13 protein-coding genes and 2 rRNA genes are annotated in these 19,355 nt (G+C 54.7%); 6 read left to right on the forward strand and 9 right to left on the reverse strand.

Annotation, left to right across the window (positions count from 1 at the left end):
• Positions 1 to 37: 37 nt before the first annotated feature.
• From ABGT66_RS04880 to ABGT66_RS04895, 4 genes are all read right to left on the reverse strand, one after another.
• Positions 38 to 1,003: a D-2-hydroxyacid dehydrogenase gene (locus ABGT66_RS04880; protein ID WP_346689199.1), complete on the reverse strand. Its 966-nt coding sequence runs from the start codon at positions 1,001 to 1,003 to the stop codon at positions 38 to 40.
• Positions 1,004 to 1,117: 114 nt separating this feature from the next.
• On the reverse strand, positions 1,118 to 1,795 hold the full coding sequence (locus tag ABGT66_RS04885) for an RraA family protein (RefSeq protein ID WP_294194275.1): 678 nt from the start codon (positions 1,793 to 1,795) through the stop codon (positions 1,118 to 1,120).
• Positions 1,796 to 1,814: 19 nt separating this feature from the next.
• Positions 1,815 to 2,987 (reverse strand): pyridoxal phosphate-dependent aminotransferase, encoded by a 1,173-nt coding sequence (locus ABGT66_RS04890; protein WP_346689201.1) that lies wholly within the window; start codon positions 2,985 to 2,987, stop codon positions 1,815 to 1,817.
• 22 nt (positions 2,988 to 3,009) lie between these two features.
• On the reverse strand, positions 3,010 to 4,230 hold the full coding sequence (locus ABGT66_RS04895) for a dicarboxylate/amino acid:cation symporter (protein ID WP_346689202.1): 1,221 nt from the start codon (positions 4,228 to 4,230) through the stop codon (positions 3,010 to 3,012).
• Positions 4,231 to 4,547: 317 nt separating this feature from the next.
• Here ABGT66_RS04895 and ABGT66_RS04900 point away from each other — a divergent pair, with 317 nt between their 5' ends.
• Entirely contained in the window at positions 4,548 to 5,420 is an 873-nt protein-coding gene (locus ABGT66_RS04900; RefSeq protein ID WP_346689204.1) for a MurR/RpiR family transcriptional regulator, read from the forward strand.
• A gap of 247 nt (positions 5,421 to 5,667) precedes the next feature.
• Positions 5,668 to 6,720: a hypothetical protein gene (locus ABGT66_RS04905; protein WP_346689205.1), complete on the forward strand. Its 1,053-nt coding sequence runs from the start codon at positions 5,668 to 5,670 to the stop codon at positions 6,718 to 6,720.
• 65 nt (positions 6,721 to 6,785) lie between these two features.
• Here ABGT66_RS04905 and ABGT66_RS04910 read toward each other — a convergent pair whose 3' ends face one another.
• Entirely contained in the window at positions 6,786 to 8,210 is a 1,425-nt protein-coding gene (locus ABGT66_RS04910; RefSeq protein ID WP_294195056.1) for an SLC13 family permease, read from the reverse strand.
• Positions 8,211 to 8,253: 43 nt separating this feature from the next.
• Positions 8,254 to 9,420: a beta-aspartyl-peptidase gene (gene iadA, locus ABGT66_RS04915; RefSeq protein ID WP_346689207.1), complete on the reverse strand. Its 1,167-nt coding sequence runs from the start codon at positions 9,418 to 9,420 to the stop codon at positions 8,254 to 8,256.
• Between the two features lie 362 nt (positions 9,421 to 9,782).
• Here iadA and ABGT66_RS04920 point away from each other — a divergent pair, with 362 nt between their 5' ends.
• A complete protein-coding gene (locus ABGT66_RS04920; RefSeq protein ID WP_346689209.1) occupies positions 9,783 to 10,229 on the forward strand; it encodes a TetR/AcrR family transcriptional regulator in 447 nt (148 codons plus the stop codon).
• Positions 10,230 to 10,550: 321 nt separating this feature from the next.
• Here ABGT66_RS04920 and ABGT66_RS04925 read toward each other — a convergent pair whose 3' ends face one another.
• Positions 10,551 to 13,199, reverse strand: coding sequence for a cation-translocating P-type ATPase (locus ABGT66_RS04925; protein ID WP_346689210.1), 2,649 nt, complete (start codon positions 13,197 to 13,199; stop codon positions 10,551 to 10,553).
• 541 nt (positions 13,200 to 13,740) lie between these two features.
• Between ABGT66_RS04925 and ABGT66_RS04930 the strand changes: the two genes are divergently transcribed.
• Genes ABGT66_RS04930 through ABGT66_RS04940 form a run of 3 tightly spaced genes read left to right on the forward strand, consistent with a single transcriptional unit; the run spans position 13,741 to position 15,741 of the window.
• Positions 13,741 to 14,520, forward strand: coding sequence for a threonine/serine exporter family protein (locus ABGT66_RS04930; RefSeq protein ID WP_346689211.1), 780 nt, complete (start codon positions 13,741 to 13,743; stop codon positions 14,518 to 14,520).
• 10 nt (positions 14,521 to 14,530) lie between these two features.
• Positions 14,531 to 15,001, forward strand: coding sequence for a threonine/serine exporter family protein (locus ABGT66_RS04935; protein ID WP_346689212.1), 471 nt, complete (start codon positions 14,531 to 14,533; stop codon positions 14,999 to 15,001).
• On the forward strand, positions 14,995 to 15,741 hold the full coding sequence (locus ABGT66_RS04940; RefSeq protein WP_346689214.1) for a DKNYY domain-containing protein: 747 nt from the start codon (positions 14,995 to 14,997) through the stop codon (positions 15,739 to 15,741). The genes ABGT66_RS04935 and ABGT66_RS04940 overlap by 7 nt, the downstream gene beginning before the upstream one ends.
• A gap of 251 nt (positions 15,742 to 15,992) precedes the next feature.
• Here ABGT66_RS04940 and rrf read toward each other — a convergent pair.
• Positions 15,993 to 16,108, reverse strand: a 5S ribosomal RNA gene (rrf, locus tag ABGT66_RS04945).
• 92 nt (positions 16,109 to 16,200) lie between these two features.
• Positions 16,201 to 19,170: ribosomal RNA gene (locus ABGT66_RS04950) — 23S ribosomal RNA — on the reverse strand.
• Positions 19,171 to 19,355 lie beyond the last annotated feature (185 nt).

Consider the following 19,355-nt stretch of genomic DNA (forward strand, 5'->3'; position numbering starts at 1 on the left):
CGTCTTACGAGCTTATGAGACAGCCTGAAACCATCTTTTATAAATTCACAATATTGACGGGACGGCCTTCAAGGTATGCGCGGATGTTGGCGGCGGTGCAGTCCATAATCCGCTGGCGGCTCTCCTTCGCGGCCCACGATATATGCGGCGTGATGATGCAGTTTTTCGCCGTCAGCAGGGGATTGTCTCCTTTAATCGGCTCGGAAGAGACGACGTCGAGCCCTGCCGCATAGACCTTTCCGCTGTTCAGAGCCTCCGCAAGATCATGCTCGTTGACCAACTGCCCGCGGCTGTTGTTGATCAGGATTACCCCATCTTTCATCTTAGCGATGTTGGCGCGGTTGATTATTTCACGAGTGTCTGGCAGAAGCGGGCAGTGAAGCGCGATAACGTCGGAACGTCCGAGCAGTTCGTCAAGACAGGTATATTCGGCGATTTCACGGCCTTCCTCTGTCGGATGGCTGTCAAATGCAAGAACCTCCATGCCGATGGCCTTCGCGATTTTGCCGGTCTGCCGTCCTATCCTGCCGAAGCCGATTATGCCTATCGTCTTACCGGCAAGCTCAACCAGCGGATAATCCCAGTAACACCAGTCTGCGTTTCTCTCCCATACGCCGTCGTGAACAGTTTTGTCATGGTGGCCGACATGGTGGCATATTTCAAGCAGAAGCGCGATGGCGAACTGACCGACAGCGGCGGTCCCATATGTCGGCACGTTCGCGACAAGGACGCCCTTTTCCTTCGCATGCGCACAGTCGATAACGTTGTACCCCGTCGCAAGCACGCCTATAAATTTCATGGAAGGGCACGAATCAATGACTTTTGCTGAAATTGGCGTTTTATTGGTCAGCACTATCTCAGCATCGCAGATACGTTCTATAATTTCGTTTTCATCTGTAAACGACGTGCGGTCATACACCGTCACATCGCCAAACTTCTCGACGGCTTCCCAGCTCAGGTCTCCCGGGTTTTCAGCATACCCGTCCAAAACGACGATTTTCATAAGGCAAACCTCCGTTCCCAAAAGCAAAAGCGGGAAATATAAAATGTTTATATTTTATACTTCCCGGCATGCGGATTTACAACATATTATAGGTGAAATATTTCTGACAGGAGCTTATATCTCTTCGCAGCCTATCTCTTTGAGTTTCTCGTCAACCCACGGACGGACATAGCTCGTCTTTTCGACGATATCCTTCATTATGCCCTCTTCTTTTACCTTTACGGCTTTAACAGCGGCGAGCACCGTCTCGGCGTCTTCAGGATAAATCACTATCACGCCGTCAGCGTCGCCCACAATTATATCGCCGGGGTGCACGACGATGCCGCCGACGGAGACAGGAGTGTTTATCTCGCCGGGGCCGTTCTTGTAGGGGCCGTTAGGAGTGACGCCTATCGCGTAAACTGGGAAGTCGGTGAGCTCTCCGATCGCCTCAGAGTCGCGGATGCTGCCGTCGACCACAATGCCGGCTATGCCGCGTGCGCGGCAGTACGAAACCATCAGCTCGCCGAAGATGGAGCGGTTCGGCGAACCGCCCGCATCGATGACGAACACGTCGCCGGGCTGCGCCATGTCCATAGCCTTATGGAACATCAGGTTGTCGCCCTCCGGAACCTTGATTGTGAAAGCCGTTCCGACAAGATTTCCTTTATTCATCGGATGGATTCTGCAGTGCATAGCGGCGGTACGCCCCATGCAGTCGTCGATGTTCGCCACGGGCATTCCGCGGAACTCTTCAACAAGCTCTTTGGAAGGCCGTACAAAATCCTTGATAATTTTGCAACCTTTGCTCATCGTTTGTTACCTCCAATAATTACCTTTTCACTTTCGCCATGACGGCGCCGATGCGCTCGACAGCCTGCTTAAGATCGTCCTCGCTCGACGCGAAGGAGAAACGCACGCAGCTGTCGTCAGTGCCGTAGGCTATGCCGGGCACGCCTACGACCTTGGCCTCTTTTAATATGTAATCACAGACGCCTTCGGAATCCAGCCCGGGGATGTCAAATTTCACCCAGGCGTAGAACGCCCCTTCCGGATAGCTGCATTCAACGCCGTCTATCGCGTTCAGCCCTCCGACGAAAAGGTCGCGGCGATGTTCATAACTCTGACGCATGGCTTCGATTTCTTCCGCGCAGTCCAGAGCTACGACCGCAGCCTTCTGCACAAAGCCGCTTACGCAGGTGATGGTGTGCTGGAACAACTTGTACATCGCGTTCTTAATTTCCGGCGTGGTCGCCAGATATCCGATTCTCCACCCCGTCATGGCAACGCTCTTCGAGAAACCGTTCACAGTGATGACTCTGTCGGCTATCGAAGGATAGGATGCCATGCTTATGTTCGAGTAACCCTTGAATATGATACGCTCGTATATTTCGTCCGCTATGAGCGCGACGCCGGGATGGCGCAGCATAAACTGCTCCAGCGCGTCCGCCTCTTCCTTGGAAAGCGTCTTGCCGGTCGGGTTGTTCGGATAGTTTATGATCAATATCTTCGTTTTATCCGTGACGAACTTTTCCAGCTGCTCAAGCGTGACTTTGTAGTTCTGTTCGAGCGACAGGCGCACAGGGACCGGCTTCGCCGCCGAGGCTTCGATGATGGACGGATACGAAACCCATGCGGGTTCCAGGTACATCACTTCGTCGCCTGGGTTTACGAGCGTGCGCACCGCCAGATAGATGGCGAACTTGCCTCCGGGCGTTACGATAACGCCGTCCGGCGAATAATTACAGCCGTTCTCTTCTGCGAGCTTCTCGGCTATCCTTTTGCGCAGCTCCGGCAGCCCGGCGCCCACGGTGTAGTGCGTGTACCCCGAGTTAATCTGACGGAACAGCTCGTCGCAAATCTTTTTCGGCGTGTCGAAATCCGGCTCCCCACCAGCGAGATTTATTACGCTGGGATCCGTAGCCTGCATCTGCTTGGCCTTCGCCATGAACGCCATTGAGCGCGACGGCTGAAGCCCCATTATGTCGTTATTGAATGTCAGCATATGCAATATTCCCCTTTCTCCGCTATTTGCTGGCGTCGTTGAATACTTCCTGATCCATCAGGCCGAGCCTGTTGGAGATGATTACGGTTCCGGCAAGGTCGCCAACGTTGTTGAGGACGGTGTGCGCCGGGTCGATAGTCGGCCAGATAGCCGCAAGTATCGGGATGAGGCTGAGCGGCATGCCGAGCGCTTCCATGAGTACGACCGACATGACGACACCGGCGCCCTTTACTCCGGCGGCTCCTATCGAAAGGATTATGCCGAGAAAGACGAACTGGAAGATGCGTCCTATCGTAAGCTCAAACCCGTAAAGGTTGGAGGCAAAGACGCAGCAGAGGCCGACGAAAAGCGCAAAGCCGTTCATTCCGCAGGTGTTGCCCAGCGGCAGAGTAAAGCCGTAGACGTTCTCAGGGATGCCGAGCTTCTCCTCCGCGGTGCGTATCGACACGGGAAGGGTCGCCGCCGATGACGTCGTCGTGATGGCGACGAGCATAGGAGCGGTGATCTTTTTCATAAAGAGGAAACCGTTCAGACCGCCGAGCACCTTGACGAGTACAGGGTACATTACAAACAGTATCACTACCGCGCAGATATTGTCAGTGATCATGAATCCGAGGACTTCGTACATCGTAGCGCTGCTGACCGTGCTGACCATCGTCGCCATAAGGGAAGCGATGCCTATCGGCGAGAACTCCATGACGAACTCGGTTATCTTCAGCATCGTTTCGCTCGCCTGGTCGATGAGCGAGACAAGCAGCTCGACGCGCTTCCCAAGACAAAGCAGTGCGACGCCGAGGAAGAGCGAGAATACTATTATCTGAAGCATGTCGGCGTTGTACATCGATACGATGATGTTTTCAGGGAACCACGAAATAATGTTGTCTATGAAGTTATAGGAAACCGATTTGACTTCTTCGGAATGCTTCAGGAATTCCGTAGTTCCTGAGCCCGGCTGTGTAATGAGCCCGGCGACGACGCCGACGAAGGCCGTGAAGCCCGACGTTACGATAATCCACAGCCAGAAACGCAGACCCACAGTCACAAGCTGCTTGACGTCGCCCATCTTGCATATACCGCTCGTTATACTGAAGAAGACGAGCGGAACGATGAGCATTTTCAGCATGCGCAGGAAAACGTCGCCGAGCGGCGAGAGGAACTCGGCCGCAGCCGGTGAGGCAAAGCCAATAGCCAAGCCTATAACGATACCGATGACAATCTTTGTGCCTAGAGATAACTTCTTCACACAAAACACCTTCTTATAAGATTTTGAATTGCTTGCGCTCTTAATAAATATTTTTGTCTTTTTGTTTCGTGATAAAGATATCTTTATTAATTCGAAATATATCACGGCCTTTAGGCACTGTCAATACTTATATGCCGCAAGCCACGCACGAACATCCTAAGATAATGGATGCCGGCAGGGAGGTGCGCCGCATTTTATAAAATAAACTCAGATGGGCGGCAACAATATAAACGGCTGAGGCGTTAATTTATGATAAACTTATAAAATCGTCTGTCGATACAGCGATGCCGTCTATCGTAGAAGAGAAGGAGTTTTAGATGGAAAGTCGATTCAGCAAATTGAATAAGCTTGTTGCGTCCGCGCAGCTGTCGCCAAAACTTAGGACCGTCGCCGATTATGTCATAAATAATCTGGATACCTGCCGCTTTCTCACGGCGAACGAATTGGCGAAAACGGCCGATGTCAGCTATTCCACCGTCATACGTCTCGCGGCGACGCTGGGTTTCAGCGGATACCCCGATTTCCAAAAGTTTCTGCGTTCTGCCTTCGACGACAACCTTGAAAGCATCAGCTACAACATCGTAGTGCCTTCACAAAGAATAGACGAGATCATCGCACGCGGCACGACGGCCCCGGTCAACGACATCGTGGCCGCACATGTGTTCTCGAATATACAGAGCACGCTTGCCAATAATCCGGAAGCACAATTCAAGAAGGCCTGCAAAATCATTCTCGCGAGCGACCAGAAGTATATCCTGTCGGAGCGCGGCTGCGCTTCGGTCGCCAGCTTCCTGAACCTTATCATGCGTCAAATGGTTCCGCACGTGCATAATTACATCGGCTACGGGCAGAATATTTTTGATTTCGTCAGCGATCTCGGAGAAAACGACTGCGTTATTTCCGTTTCTTTTCCGCGTTACTCTTTGCTGACTGTCGACGCGACGGAGATGGCGAAATCGCAGGGCGCAAAAATTATTCTGATAACAAATTCCGTCACGAGCCCGCTGGCTCATTACGCTGACGTAATTTTCACAGCACAGTGCACCAGCAGCGACTATTACAATTCGTACGTCGCAGCCCTGATGACCGCGGAACTGCTTTGCGCTCATCTCTCGCGCATAACAAACTACTCCAATAAGGATTTGCTGCAGCGGATTAACAAATACGCGGTGAAGTTCGGCAATTACTAGTCGCACATTCAACATATAAAGGCCTAAGTATAAGCCGGCGATTATAATAAAAGCAGCAGAGGCCGCGCAGGTGCGGGCTTTCTTGCTGTGCAATTTCGTTAATTTCCGTTTCCTTGTGAAAATATCATGAATGTATTATATGGTTGAATTACAACGAAGCGCCGCGTTCCTCTTTTTATGCCGGTATGATACGATAAGGCAAAGCCGCGCGGCAAGCGGGGCCTTATGCCGAAAAAGGGGAAAGACAATGGGACTATCCGCTATCGTTCAACTCATGCTGCTTTTCTGGAGCTACTGCTTTCTCGGCTGGGTGTGGGAGTCGCTGCTCGTCTCCTGCGAACAGCGCAAATGGGTCAACCGCGGCTTCCTTTACGGGCCGTGGATACCGATATACGGCTTCGGCGCGCTCATCATATTGTTCTCGACCGAGCCGTTCCGCAGCAGCGCGCTGCTCGTCTTCTTCTCCGGCATGACCAGCTCGACGGCGCTCGAATATCTCACCGGACGGGCGATGGAGAAAATTTTTCAGATGCGCTACTGGGATTACAGCAAATGCCGCTTCAATCTCGACGGTTACATCTGCTTGCACGCTTCGCTGACATGGGGGATTTTTTCCGTCGTCATCGTCGATATGGTGGAACCGCCGCTCGCGCGGATGATAACGGCGGCGTCCCCGGCGCTGTCCTGCACGCTGAACGCGGTGCTGACGCTTCTTTTCGCAGCCGACCTGGTAAAATCGGCGCAGGCCGCGGCGGGGCTTAAAAAGATGCTCATCAAACTCTCCGCGAACAACGCGCGCCTCGCCGCAGCAGAAGCCGGGCTTAACCGCGCTGTCGAGATACTCTCCGCCGACGCGGCCGGACTAAAAGAGAAATTCGCAGAAGCTGAAGCGGCATTCGCTGCGCGCAGTGAATCCGCGCGCGAACGCGGAGCGGCGCGCCGCGAGGCGGGGCTGCGCCTTCTCGTTAAACTTATAGAGAAAGAACGGCGCGCCAGATGTGACCGGATACGCATGATAGACGATAAAGCAGCGGCCGCACTCGAATTGATAGCCCGAGCGTCCGCCGGCGCGGAAGGCAAAGAACGCGAGCGCTTGGAACGCCGCGCGGCGGCGATACGCGAGCTGCGCGAATCGCTGCACCGTTCCAGACGGGAGCTTGCATCGCTCAGAGCGCGCGACTACAGCCGCGCCGTCTCGCTGCTGCGCCGCAACCCGACCGCATCGTCGCGCCGCCATGCGGAAGCCCTCGGAAGTCTGACTGAAATAAACAGGGCGAAGCACCGCGGCATCAGGCAATAAAAGAGGCCGCGCGGACGTGGCCTCTTTTATGCTCAGATATACAGAATTTCAATCGCCGGGCGTCCTCACGCGAGCTGTATCATGTTCGCTATGACGATGAACACGATGCTGAGCCCCCACTCTATGAGCGCGAGCTTTATCGCGAAGCGGAACCACTGGACGAAGTTCACGTTGCCCGCGCCGATGCAGGCGTTGGTCGTCGAGCTGGTCGGTATGATGCAGTCGGAGAAGCCCGCGGCGCACTGGAAGGCTATGACCGCCGTCTGCATCGTGACGCCGGTCATCTGGGCGAGCGGCCCCATCAGCGGCATGACGAGCGCGGCGAGGCCGCTGCCCGACGGCACGAAGAAGTTGATGATCACATTCACGAAGAACATGCCGACGGCGATGAGCGAGGTCGGCAGTATCGAGAGCACTCCGGCCATCGCGTTAAGTATCGTGTGGAAGATGAGCCCCTGCTCCATGACGACGAGGATGCCGCGCCCCATGCCTATGACGAGGCAGGCGAACATCATCGACTTCGCGCCGTCGATCCAGGTGCGGCAGATGTGGTTGCCGCTCATTCCGCCTACTATGCCGGCGATTATGCCCATCGCGAGGAATATCGGCGACATGTTGCTCGCGAACCAGTCGAGTTCGAGCGCGCCGTAAATGATTATCGCAAAGCCCGCAACCATCGTGACGAGCACCAGTATGTTGCGCGTGCCGAGCTCCGTCGTCGTCGTGTAGTCCAGCTTGTCGGCCGCGCCGCTTTCCGCGTGCGCCTTCTCGAGCTCATAGCAATAGCTTTTTTTCGGGTCTTTCCTGACGCGCTCCGAATACCATATCGTGTAGGCGACGACGGCGACGAGGATGACGGCGTGCATTATCATGCGATACCACGCGCCGGAGAATATCGGTAGCCCGACGATGCCCTGCGCGACGGCTGTGGCGTAGGGGTTGAAGGTTCCGACGGAGCTTCCGACGAAGGCTCCGCACATGACCATCGCGATGCCCGTGATGCTGTCGTAGCCCATACGCCGCGCGAGCGTTATGCATATCGGCACGAAGATGACGCACTCCGCGTCGAAGCCGATGAGGCCGCCGAGCAGCGAAAACAGGAACATTATGACGAAGATGATGAGATGCTCTTTTCCTTCAAGAGCTTTGATGAGCTTGTTGATGACGATGTCTATCGTCTTCGTCTCGTTGATGATTGCGAATGAGCCGCCCGCTATCATGACGAAGAAGATGAGCGACGCCATGCTGACAAGCCCCGTCGGGATTGCGTTGAAGAACTGATAGAGCGTGACGGGGTTCTGCTCTACGTAGTGGAACGTCCCAGGGACGAGCACCTGGCGTCCGGTTTCGTTCGCGGCGGTCTCGAACTGCCCCGCCGGAACGACGTAGGTCAGCAGCGCGCATATTATCAATATCGTGAAGATCAGCAGATAGGTGTGCGGCATTTCCATGGAAAGGAAGCCGAACAGTCCCTTGCGTTCGTTTTTCATCTTGTTCTCTCCTTCTCCCATAGTCGAAAATTTCCGCTCGCCGTTACTCGAAAGCGCCCTTCAGCAGCGCCACTCCACCGTCGGCGGCGAGCTTCCCCATCGCGAAGACCTTGAGAATCGACAAATCTTTATCCATGATTATCAGGTCCGCGTCCGAGCCCTCTCTGACGCAGCCCTTCGCCGGATACATGCCTATCGCGGCTGCCGGGCTCGACGTGACTGGGCGCAGCGCCGTCTCAAGCGGCATGTCTTTCGTCCACGCGAGGTCGCGGAACTCCTTGTGCATCGTCTCCACCGTAGTGACGCAGAGGCCGACGAAACGCCCCTCCGCGTCGTAGACGGCCATGCTTCCGTTCGCGTCGGAGCTCATCGTGACGTTCCTGATGTCGACGCCGTTTTCAAGGCAGCGGCGTATCGCGTCGCTCGGCTTGATGGTTCCTTCGAAGCCGTATTCGGGCGCTATGCCGGAGGTGATGTCGATGACCGCGCCCATCTTCGCAAGCTCCATCGCCTGGACGAAAAGCGCTTCGTCGCGGTTGACGTGCGTCGGGATGATAAGATACGGCGGAATTTCCGTCTCGCGGATGATGTCCGCCAGCATGTCGAGCCTCCTGCGCCCGACGCCCATGTGGAAATGCGTGTAGCCGCGCTTGCCGCTGACGAGGCCGCCAGTGTATGCCTGGGCGAGCAGCTTTTCGATGTCCTCGCGCGAAGGCTGCGACGAGCGGCGGTCGGAAACAGCCGTTTTCGCGCCGATGACCTTGTCGATGAATATCATGTCGCGGCGCACGGAGCCCGTAAGCGTGGCCGACGGCATCTCGAACGACCCCGTCAGCATGCGCGCAGTTATTCCCTCCTGCTCGAGCGCGCAGACCTTCGCGTACAGCGCCTCGATATTGCGCGCCGTTCCGTCAGTGCCGTGAAGCCCGACTACCGTGGTGATGCCGTGCCTGACGATGGCGGATACCTGCATCTCGGGCGTGCGGCTGAAGAACCCCGCCTCGCCCCCCGCTCCGATGACGTGGACGTGCTGGTCGACAAAGCCCGGCGTCAGTATACAGCCGTCAGCGTCGAGAACCTCGACCTCAAGCCCGCCGTACTCCTCCGCCAGCCTGTCGCCTATCTTCAAAATTTTACCGAAGCCGATAAGAACATCCTTGCGTCCAAGCGGCTCCGGCGCATATACCTCCGCGCTGCGAATCAAATACATTGCGTCGCACTTCCTTTATGATAGAGATATTTAATACCTTCATAATTGTAATAATATACTGCAATCGCTGCGTTGTCATGGCCGCAGTGCGGCAAGCCCGTCACGGGGAGCTCAGCCATGCCGCTCTTTATATCCAGTTTGACCGAACGCAATTACACCGACACAACACAAAGTTAATTATGCTAATTTATTCGCCGAATGAACTATGTATATAATATCGCAGATTTTTCTATCTTTGTCAACGAAGCGGAATACGTTATAATCCACTCAAGAAACGTACAATGGGTTTTATATTTGCGTCAGCTTATAAACATTTTCCTTGCTGCAACGGCCTTTGATGATTGTTTTTTCTGTGAGGTTCTATGATGTATAAGAAGAGCAATAAAAGGAAGCTGAAAGGCGAAAATACAAAACAGAGTATAGTCGACACAGCGCTGAAACTGTTCTCAGAGAAAAATTTCGATACTGTCACTGTCGAAGATATCGTCGCGGAGCTCGGGTTGTCTGTAGGGGCTTTCTACCACCACTTTAAGAATAAAAACGCGATACTCGAGCATGTCTTTCTCGGCTTCGACAAGGAATATAATGATTTCTACGAATCTGTAATGCTTACTCCGGAAATAGAGAGCAAGCGCGCAGCGGATAAAATCGAGCTTTTTGTGTCGGCTGTGGTGGAAATATGCGCGGACATTGGCGTGGACTTTCTCAGCGCTTGCTATCGCTATGCGATATCCGGCAAGAACCGCGACGACTTGTTGCTTCCGTCTTCAATTTGGAGCGCCCGTTTTACCGAATATTGCGGGGACTAATCACTGAAGGACAGGAATGCGGAGATATAAAAAAAGATATTCCAATCAATCAAATTATATGGGACCTTGCGGTCATTACCAGAGGCGTTGAAATGGAATGGTGCATGATGAACGGAAGCAGCGATATTCGTTCGCTGAGCAGCAGCGTCGTCCGGAATTATCTCAGAGGAATATCAACTTGCGGCGCCGGCGCTTAAACGCGCAGTCACACTAAGACGCGGCGCTCTTCTTTGCGGCTTGCGCGAGACCAAACATAAAAGCCCCCGAAAGGCGTTTCTTTCGGGGGCTTTATGCTTCGTGGTGTCAGGCTGAATTTGCGTCCTACACGCCCATCCTCCGCTGCACGAACTTCACGACTTCCATAATCGGGATAATCATCACGGCGAGGCCGAGCGCTATCGCGTATTCGTGGAGGTCTATCGGCGTGAAGTTGAATGCGTCCGCGACGACGGGGACTTCGATGACGACGGTCGTCAGGACGAGCGAGGCAAGCATCGCGGCGTAGAGGAATTTATTGTGAGTTTTGAGGGTGAATATCGAGCCGCGGCGGCTTCTCATGTTGAGCGAGTGGAATATCTCGACCATCGATAGCGTCAGGAAGGCCATCGTCGTGCCGTCGTGGCTGTTGGTGAATTCCCACGTGCCGCTTTCAACGTAGTGGCCGACTATGTAGGATATCATGACGAGCACCGTCACTATCGCGCCCTGGAAGAACACGTCGAAGCCCATGCCTCCCGCGAATATCCCTTCGCGCGGGTCGCGCGGCGGGCGGCGCATGATGTCGGGCTCGCTCTTTTCCATGCCTAGCGCGAGCGCCGGGAAGCAGTCGGTGATGAGGTTTATCCAGAGCAGGTGTACCGGCTCGAGTATCGTGAAGCCTATGAGCGTCGCGAAGAATATCGCGAGCACTTCGGCGAGGTTCGAGGCGAGCAGGAACTGTATCGCCTTGCGGATATTCGCGTAAATGCGGCGGCCTTCCTCGACGGCGGATACTATCGTCGCGAAGTTGTCGTCGGCGAGCACCATGTCCGCGACGTTTTTCGTCACGTCCGTGCCGGTGATGCCCATGCCGACGCCTATGTCGGCGCTCTTTATCGAGGGCGCGTCGTTGACGCCGTCGCCGGTCATCGCGGTTATTCTGCCCTTCGCCTTCCACGCGGTGACTATGCGCACCTTATGCTCGGGCTGCACGCGCGCGTAGACGGAGTATTTTTCTATGTCGTTCCGGAACTGTTCGTCGCTTATGTCGTTGAGCTGCGCGCCCGTGATGGCCTGCGAAGCGTCGCTGATTATGCCGAGCTCCTTCGCTATGGCGACGGCGGTGTCCTTGTGGTCGCCGGTTATCATTATCGGGCGGATTCCAGCGCCGCGGCATTCGACTATCGCGGCCTTGACCTCGGGGCGCACGGGGTCGATCATGCCGGAGAGGCCGACGTAGGTCAGCTCGCGCTCGAGGTATTCGGGTTCGAAGCTCTCGGGCGCTTCGTCCCACTCGCGCATCGCGCCGCAGAGGACGCGCAGCGCCTTGTCCGCCATCTCCTTGTTGCTCCTGAGTATCGAGGCGCGGATTTCGTCGGTCATAGGCACCGCTTTGCCGCCGACGAGCGCCGAGGCGCAGCGTTTGAGGACTTCGTCCGGCGCGCCCTTCGTAAACTGGATTATGCGTCCGTCCTTCGTTTTATGGACGGTGGACATCATTTTGCGCATCGAGTCGAACGGAGCTTCGCCTATGCGCGGGTACTCCTCCATGAGCTGCGGCTTCGGCATCCCGTTTTTGGCGGCGTCGTTGACGAGCGCGCATTCCGTCGGCTCGCCGACGGCTTCGTTCGTATCTGGGTCGAGCGCCGCGTCCGAGCAGAGCGCCATCGCGGTTTCGAGCGTTTTTTCGTCGTCCGCCGCGTGCTCGACGACGGTCATCTTGTTCTGCGTCAGAGTGCCCGTCTTGTCGGAGCAGATTATCTGCGTGCAGCCGAGCGTCTCGACGGCTGTGAGCTTGCGGATTATCGCGTTTCTGCGCGACATGTTCGTGACGCCTATCGAGAGGACTATCGTGACGACGGCGGCGAGCCCCTCCGGTATCGCTGCGACGGCTAGCGAGACGGCGACCATGAAGGTCGAGAGGAACGTGTCGCCCGTTATGCCCGCTTCGCTGCCGTGCGCGCGGAAGAGGCCGACGGCGAATATCACGGCGCATATCCCTATTACAAGGACGGTGAGGAATTTGCTGAGCTGGTTAAGCTTTATCTGGAGCGGCGTCTCGTCCTCCTTCGCGTTTTCGAGCGCGTCGGCTATCTTTCCCATCTCGGTGTTCATGCCGGTGCCGGTCAGCACCGCCATGCCGCGCCCGTAGACGACGGTCGAGCCCATGTAGACCATGTTCTTGCGGTCGCCGAGCGGCACGTCCTTCTCGCCCTCGAGGTTGAGGATGCTCACTATTTTATTGACGGGGACAGATTCGCCCGTGAGCGCCGCCTCCTCTATCTTCATGCTCGCGCATTCGATGATGCGTCCGTCGGCGGGGACGGAGTCGCCCGCTTCGAGCACGACGACGTCGCCGGGGACGAGCTCTTCGCTTTTGAGCGTCGCTATCTTCCCGTCGCGCAGCACCTTGCTCGTCGCCGCCGCTATCTCCTGAAGCGCCGCGATGGCGGCCTCTGCCTTGCTCTCCTGCACGACGCCGAGCACCGCGTTGATGATTACGACGAACATGATGATTATCACGTCGGCGAACGACTCTCCCTCGTAGAAAGCCGTGATGCCGGAAATAACCGCCGCGACGATGAGGATTATAATCATCGGGTCGGCCAGCTCGTCGAGGAAGCGCTTCCAGAGCGGCGTCTTCTTGCCCTCTTTCAGCTTGTTCCTGCCGTATTTCTCGAGCCGTTCCGCAGCCTCGCGGCTCGACAAGCCCTCCGCGGAGCTGTCGAGCTCGCGCAGGACTTCCTCGTAGGGTGACAAATACTCTCTCATCTTTTTCCTCCTTACAGCACACAAAAAACAAACTTGCCCGACGGTCCACATTCTCGCACCCTCCGCAGAAGGCCGCCTCAGAATTTTTACGGGGCCGCCGCACCCAACAAAAAACGAGACCCACTTGGCGCGCCGCTTCCGCGAAAGCCGTCAAGTAAGTCTCGTCGTTTCAAACAAGGCCAGAAATCACAGATTTCAGGGTGTTGACCTTGCCGCGCGCCCGGGCCTGACGCGCCGCCTACTCCCTTACGTGAGACATAAGGCTACTATGTTTGTATAATTTTGTCAAGATTAAGCGCGTTTTCACAGGCTTTACAGCGCTTCGTTTTCTGCGCCGGCCGCAAATTTCTGCAAATCTCGCAAAATTAGCGGAAAAGCAAAAATTTCAACTGTAAAACGCGCGACGCTCGGAGGAAAAATTTTCGCGGCGACATAGGCCTCTCCATATTAACCGAAAAGGCCGCTTATGATATAACTTTACGAGAAAGCGCGCAGCGCGGAAACGCCCGCCGCAGACCGCGGCGACGGAGGAAAAAGGCCGATGACGGAACAGGTCCGGAATGAACTGGATGAAAAACAGATGAATCGCCGCCTCTCCATGATAATGGAAATGGGCGAGATACTCCTGATATCGGGAGCGGAAGTCAGCCGCGTCGAGGACACGATAACGCGCCTCTGCCGCGCCTACGGCTTCGCGCGCACCGACGTTTTCACGATAACGTCGAGCATCGTCGTCACGGCCTCCGCGCCTGGCGGCGAAGCATACACGCAGACGCGCCGCATACGCGAGCGCGGCACCGACCTAAGCAAGGTCGAGAAGATAAACGCCCTCTCGCGCCGGATATGCGCCGCGCCGCTCGAACTTTCGGAGCTCGAACGCGAAATCGCGGAAATCCGCAGCGCGAAAGGAACGCCGCAGAGCCTGCAGTTCGTGATGTACGTCGTCATCTCCTTCGCGCTCTCCGTATTCTTCGGCGGCTCCTGGGCCGATGGCGCGGCCTCGGCGCTCTCCGGCGCGATACTCTTCGCGGCGCTCTGCGCATGCACGGCGCTCAAACTCAACGACATAATCGTAACGATGCTCTGCAGCGCCGCGACCGCGCTCGCCGTCGTGCTGCTCGTAAAAGCCGGGATAGGCGACCAGCCGGACAAAATCATGATAGGCAACATAATGCTCGTAATCCCCGGGCGGCAGCTGACAAACTCGCTGCGCGACATGATAAACGGCGACACCATAAGCGGCCTGCTCAACATGTCCGAGGCGCTCATGCGAGCGGTATTCGTCGCGATGGGCTTCGCGCTCGTAGTATTCGCGATGTAGGGACGAAAAAATGGAAGCGCAGATAATCCAGACGATAATGGGAATGATAGCCGCCGTCTGCTTCGCCGTGCTCTTCGGCATACGCGACAGGAAGCTGGCGTGGATCGCAGCCGGAAGCGGCGCGGGCTGGGCCGTCTACCTGATATGCTTCGGACTCGGCTACGGCATGTACTGGGGACTCTTTTGGGCGAGCCTCTTCGTCGCCGCGCTCAGCGAAGTGCTCGCGCGAATCATAAAAACCCCCGTCATCCTCCTGCTCGTCCCGATGCTCATCCCCGAATTCCCCGGAAAAGACCTCTACTACACGATGTACTACCTCGTCCGCAACCACTACGACGAATTTGTGGAAACCTCCAACATGGTCCTCCTAGAAGCCGGAGCCATAGCAATGGGCATAATCCTGGCCTCCTGCGCCGCCAAACTGGCATGGAGCATAACCGCGCACGTGGCGCGCAAAAAAGGGAATAAAAAGCATTGCTGAGCGCCATCACGAACACGTCGCCCATCGATAACGAGTTCTTCATCAAAGATAACGGCGTCTATTTTTGCGGCATTTACGAAGATACGCTCCTAAATGGCGTCTCTCCCGCAGATTTTCACTGCTGGCATTACTGGGGCAAGAGTTCAAGCTCCTGCTATATGGGCGGGATACGCCTTCGAGGCGCGGACACCGCATCGTTCCAAGCGCTGAATTACGCCTATGCCATGGACATATCAGCCGTCTACACGACGAGCGGCAGAATCGCCGGCGCCGACACATCGACGTTCCAGATTTTGGATAATGGACAAAACGACTCCGGCGCACCACAGGGATATGCCAAAGATAAAAATAACGTATATTTCCATAACGGCGACGGCAAAGTTAAAGTGTTAAAGACAGCCGATGTATGTAGTTTTCAATCATTGGGAGATACTTATTTTGCCAAAGATTGCAGGCATATCTACGCCTATGGGAAAATCCTGCCTAAAGCCGACCTTAACAGCTGGAAGTTAATTGGTCATTTGTATTCGTGCGATGATACCCACATCTACTACGTTAACAGAAAAATCAGCGCGGCGGACCGCAAAAGTTTCAGGCTGTACACACCGCTGACGGCCCCAAGTTTCTGCGACATTTTAGCGCGCGATGACAATAATTGTTACATCAATGACGAAATCATAGACGAATCATATTGGCTGGATAGATTGAAACACGTACAAGACGGGTGCATGTCCGAGTAACCGTATCTTCCAAGCATATGCCGCTGCTCAGATTACCTAATTCATACGAAAGCATAAAATTACACTGCAATAATAACCGGCGCGAGAGATAATCGTCGCGCGGTGCAATTTATGAAAGACAAGCACCGGTGACGTAAACAGTTCTGGGGCGCATGGTTAAGAGACGCGGAGAAGCGTTATGTGACACAGAAGAACATGTACAAAAAGCAAGAGAGGGAAGTCATAAAGACTTCCCTCTCTCCTTCAACTAAATCCGGCGCCGGCCTACTCTCCCACGAATACCCTCCGCAGTACCATCGGCGATGAGGTGCTTAACTGCCAGGTTCGGCATGGAGCTGGGTGTGTCCACCTCTCTATGAGCACCGGAAATTTTTTCTCAACCTCTTAGACTCTGTTATATATCGTCTATTCGGTCGTGCGGTATAAAGCCTTCGCTTTAGATGTCCGCAAAGGATTTATGAGGTTAAGGCTTCGGCGTATTAGTATTGGTCGGCTCAAAGGGCGTTACCCTCTTACACCCCCAACCTATCTATCCGGTCGTCTGCCGGACGCCTTATCTACTTATGTAATGAGGTATCTCATCTCAAGGCCGGCTTCCCGCTTAGATGCCTTCAGCGGTTATCCGATCCGAACATGGCTACCCAGCGTGTGCTCCTGGCAGAACAACTGGTTCACTAGCGGTTCGTCCATCCCGGTCCTCTCGTACTAGGGACAGTTCCTTTCAAATACCTTGCGCCCACAGTGGATAGGGACCGAACTGTCTCACGACGTTCTGAACCCAGCTCACGTACCGCTTTAATGGGCGAACAGACCAACCCTTGGGACCTGCTTCAGCCCCAGGATGCGATGAGCCGACATCGAGGTGCCAAACGCCGCCGTCGATAGGAACTCTCGGGCGGCATCAGCCTGTTATCCCCGGGGTAGCTTTTATCCGATGAGCGATGGCCTTTCCACTCAGGACCACCGGATCACTAGGACCAACTTTCGTTTCTGCTCGACATGTCTGTCTCACAGTTAAGCCACCTTATACCCTTACGCTCTCTGGGTGTTTTCCATTCACCCTGAGGTGACCTTCGCGCGCCTCCGTTACTCTTTGGGAGGCGACCGCCCCAGTCAAACTGCCCGCCTGACAATGTCCCGCGTCGTGCTTCAACGCTCGCGGTTAGAATCCCAGCAAGGTAAGGGTGGTATTCCAAGGGCGACTCCATATAGTCTGGCGACCATATTTCAATGTCTCCCACCTATCCTATACATACCTTACCGAAATCCAATATCAAGTTACAGTAAAGCTCCACGGGGTCTTTCCGTCCTACTGCGGGTAACTGGCGTCTTTACCAGTACCACAATTTCACCGGGTCTACTGTCGAGACAGCGCTCAGATCGTTACACCTTTCGTGCAGGTCGGAACTTACCCGACAAGGAATTTCGCTACCTTAGGACCGTTATAGTTACGGCCGCCGTTTACTGGGGCTTCAGTTCAAAGCTTCGACCGAAGTCTAACTTCTCCCTTTAACCTTCCAGCACCGGGCAGGTGTCAGACCCTATACTTCGGCTTGCGCCTTGAGCAGAGTCCTGTGTTTTAGTTAAACAGTCGCCTGAGCCTGGTTTCTGCGAACCGACAGCGCTTACAGAGTAAATCCTTAACGCCGCCAGCCACTCCTTCTCCCGAAGTTACGGAGTCAACTTGCAGAGTTCCTTAACAATAGTTATCCCGTTCACCTTAGCTTGCTAAGCCAACCCACCTGCGTCGGTTTGAAGTACGGGTTCGATAAATCTCCATAGAGGTTTTTCTCGGCAGCCGAGCTTTTGCACCTTCTCGAATTAGATTCTTCCACATCAGCTCTCAGGAACCCGAAAGAAGGGATTTGCCTCTTCTTTCTCCCTACGGCTTTGTACCGGGACGTCCATCACCCGGCGTGCATAGCTTTCTGCGTCGCCACATTTGTCAAACGATTTATCGAAGGGCAGGATTGTCTACCTGCTGTCCATCGGCTACGCCTTTCGGCCTCGCCTTAGGGCCCGCCTAACCCTGGGCGGATGAACCTTCCCCAGGAATCCTTGGGTTTACGGTGAGTGTGTTTTACGCACACTTTGCGCTACTCATGCCGTCATTCTCACTTCCATAATGTCCACAGTCCCTTACAAGACTGCTTCGTCCCTTATGGAACGCTCCCCTACCAGTCAACGAAATTCTCCGTTGAATCCGAAGCTTCGGCGCCATGCTTAGCCCCCCACATTTTTGGCGCAGGGACGCTCGACCAGTGAGCTGTTACGCACTCTTTCAAGGGTGGCTGCTTCTGAGCCAACCTCCTGGCTGTCTGGGCATCCCCACATCCTTGTAACACTTAGCATGGGCTTTGGGACCTTAGCTGTCGGGCTGGGCTGTTTCCCTTTCGACTACGGATCTTCGCACTCGCAGTCTCACTCCCAATCATGATGCGCAGGTATTCTTAGTTTGATTAAGCTCGGTAGGCGGGACCGCCCCCTTACCTAGTCAGTGCTTTACCCCCTGCGTTCTTAGATTGAGGCTGCACCTCAATGCATTTCGGGGAGAACCAGCTATCACCATACTCGATTAGCTTTTCACTCCTATCCACACCTCATCCAGGCCTTTTTCAACAGGCTGTGGTTCGATCCTCCAACCGGTGTTACCCGGTCTTCAATCTGGACATGGATAGATCGTATGGCTTCGGGTCTATAGTACGAGACTTGCGCCCTGTTCAGACTCGCTTTCGCTGCAGCTTCAAACCTTGTAGTTTTTAACTTTGCCACGTACTATAACTCGACGGCTCATTTTCCAAGAGGCACGATGTCACTCTAAAAAGAGCTCCATCTGCTTGTTAGCACGAGGTTTCAGGTCTATTTCACTCCCCGCCAGGGGTGCTTTTCACCTTTCCCTCTCGGTACTGTTTCTCTATCGGTCGCTGAATGTGTTTAGCCTTGGACCGTGGTCGGCCCGGATTCGTACGGAATTGCACGTGCTCCGCATTACTTGGGTGGCTTCCCAGAGGTTTTTCATTTTCACTTACAAGGCTTTCACTTTCTTCGGCCAGATTTTCCAACTCTGTTCGGTTAATGAAAAACTTTGTAACTCTGTGTAAGGGCCGCATCCCTTACTGGAAGCTCCCACAACCCCTGTGCCGCAACGCTTGCGGGCTTGGCACGGCTCAGGTTTGGGCTTTTCCCCTTTCGCTCACCACTACTTGGGGTATCTCTTACGATTTCTTTTCCTCGGGGTACTGAGATGTTTCACTTCTCCCGGTTGCCGCCTTTTTAAAAGGCTCACAGGTTGCCCCATGAAGGTTGCCCCATTCAGAGATCCGCGGGTCAATGGATGCTTGCTCCTCTCCGCGGCTTTTCGCAGCTTGCTGCGTCTTTCATCGGCATTCAGCGCCAAGGCATTCCCCTCGTGCTATGTGTACCTTAACCTCATAAATCCTTTATGGACTTTTTTCTCTAAAGCTTTCTTCAATTCAGGTTTTCCTAAATTGTTTTGCTTTATACCAAGTCTTTTGTCATGGTTCTTACGACTAGGGAATGAGGAGCTGAAGGTTTTTGTCACAGCCGTGTTTTAGCTTGCGCTTTTTCTTGAGCCGGTTGCGATAAATTCTTTT

Source organism: uncultured Cloacibacillus sp., from assembly GCF_963926575.1.
In the GTDB taxonomy this organism is placed as follows: Bacteria; Synergistota; Synergistia; order Synergistales; family Synergistaceae; genus Caccocola; species Caccocola faecigallinarum.

Coding starts and splice junctions, on each gene's coding strand:
- ABGT66_RS04880 (WP_346689199.1), bottom strand. CDS start 1,003: ATGAAAATCGTCGTTTTGGACGGGTATGCTGAAAACCCGGGAGACCTG.
- ABGT66_RS04885 (WP_294194275.1), bottom strand. CDS start 1,795: ATGAGCAAAGGTTGCAAAATTATCAAGGATTTTGTACGGCCTTCCAAA.
- ABGT66_RS04890 (WP_346689201.1), bottom strand. CDS start 2,987: ATGCTGACATTCAATAACGACATAATGGGGCTTCAGCCGTCGCGCTCA.
- ABGT66_RS04900 (WP_346689204.1), top strand. CDS start 4,548: ATGGAAAGTCGATTCAGCAAATTGAATAAGCTTGTTGCGTCCGCGCAG.
- ABGT66_RS04905 (WP_346689205.1), top strand. CDS start 5,668: ATGGGACTATCCGCTATCGTTCAACTCATGCTGCTTTTCTGGAGCTAC.
- ABGT66_RS04910 (WP_294195056.1), bottom strand. CDS start 8,210: ATGAAAAACGAACGCAAGGGACTGTTCGGCTTCCTTTCCATGGAAATG.
- iadA (WP_346689207.1), bottom strand. CDS start 9,420: ATGTATTTGATTCGCAGCGCGGAGGTATATGCGCCGGAGCCGCTTGGA.
- ABGT66_RS04920 (WP_346689209.1), top strand. CDS start 9,783: ATGATGTATAAGAAGAGCAATAAAAGGAAGCTGAAAGGCGAAAATACA.
- ABGT66_RS04925 (WP_346689210.1), bottom strand. CDS start 13,199: ATGAGAGAGTATTTGTCACCCTACGAGGAAGTCCTGCGCGAGCTCGAC.
- ABGT66_RS04930 (WP_346689211.1), top strand. CDS start 13,741: ATGACGGAACAGGTCCGGAATGAACTGGATGAAAAACAGATGAATCGC.
- ABGT66_RS04935 (WP_346689212.1), top strand. CDS start 14,531: ATGGAAGCGCAGATAATCCAGACGATAATGGGAATGATAGCCGCCGTC.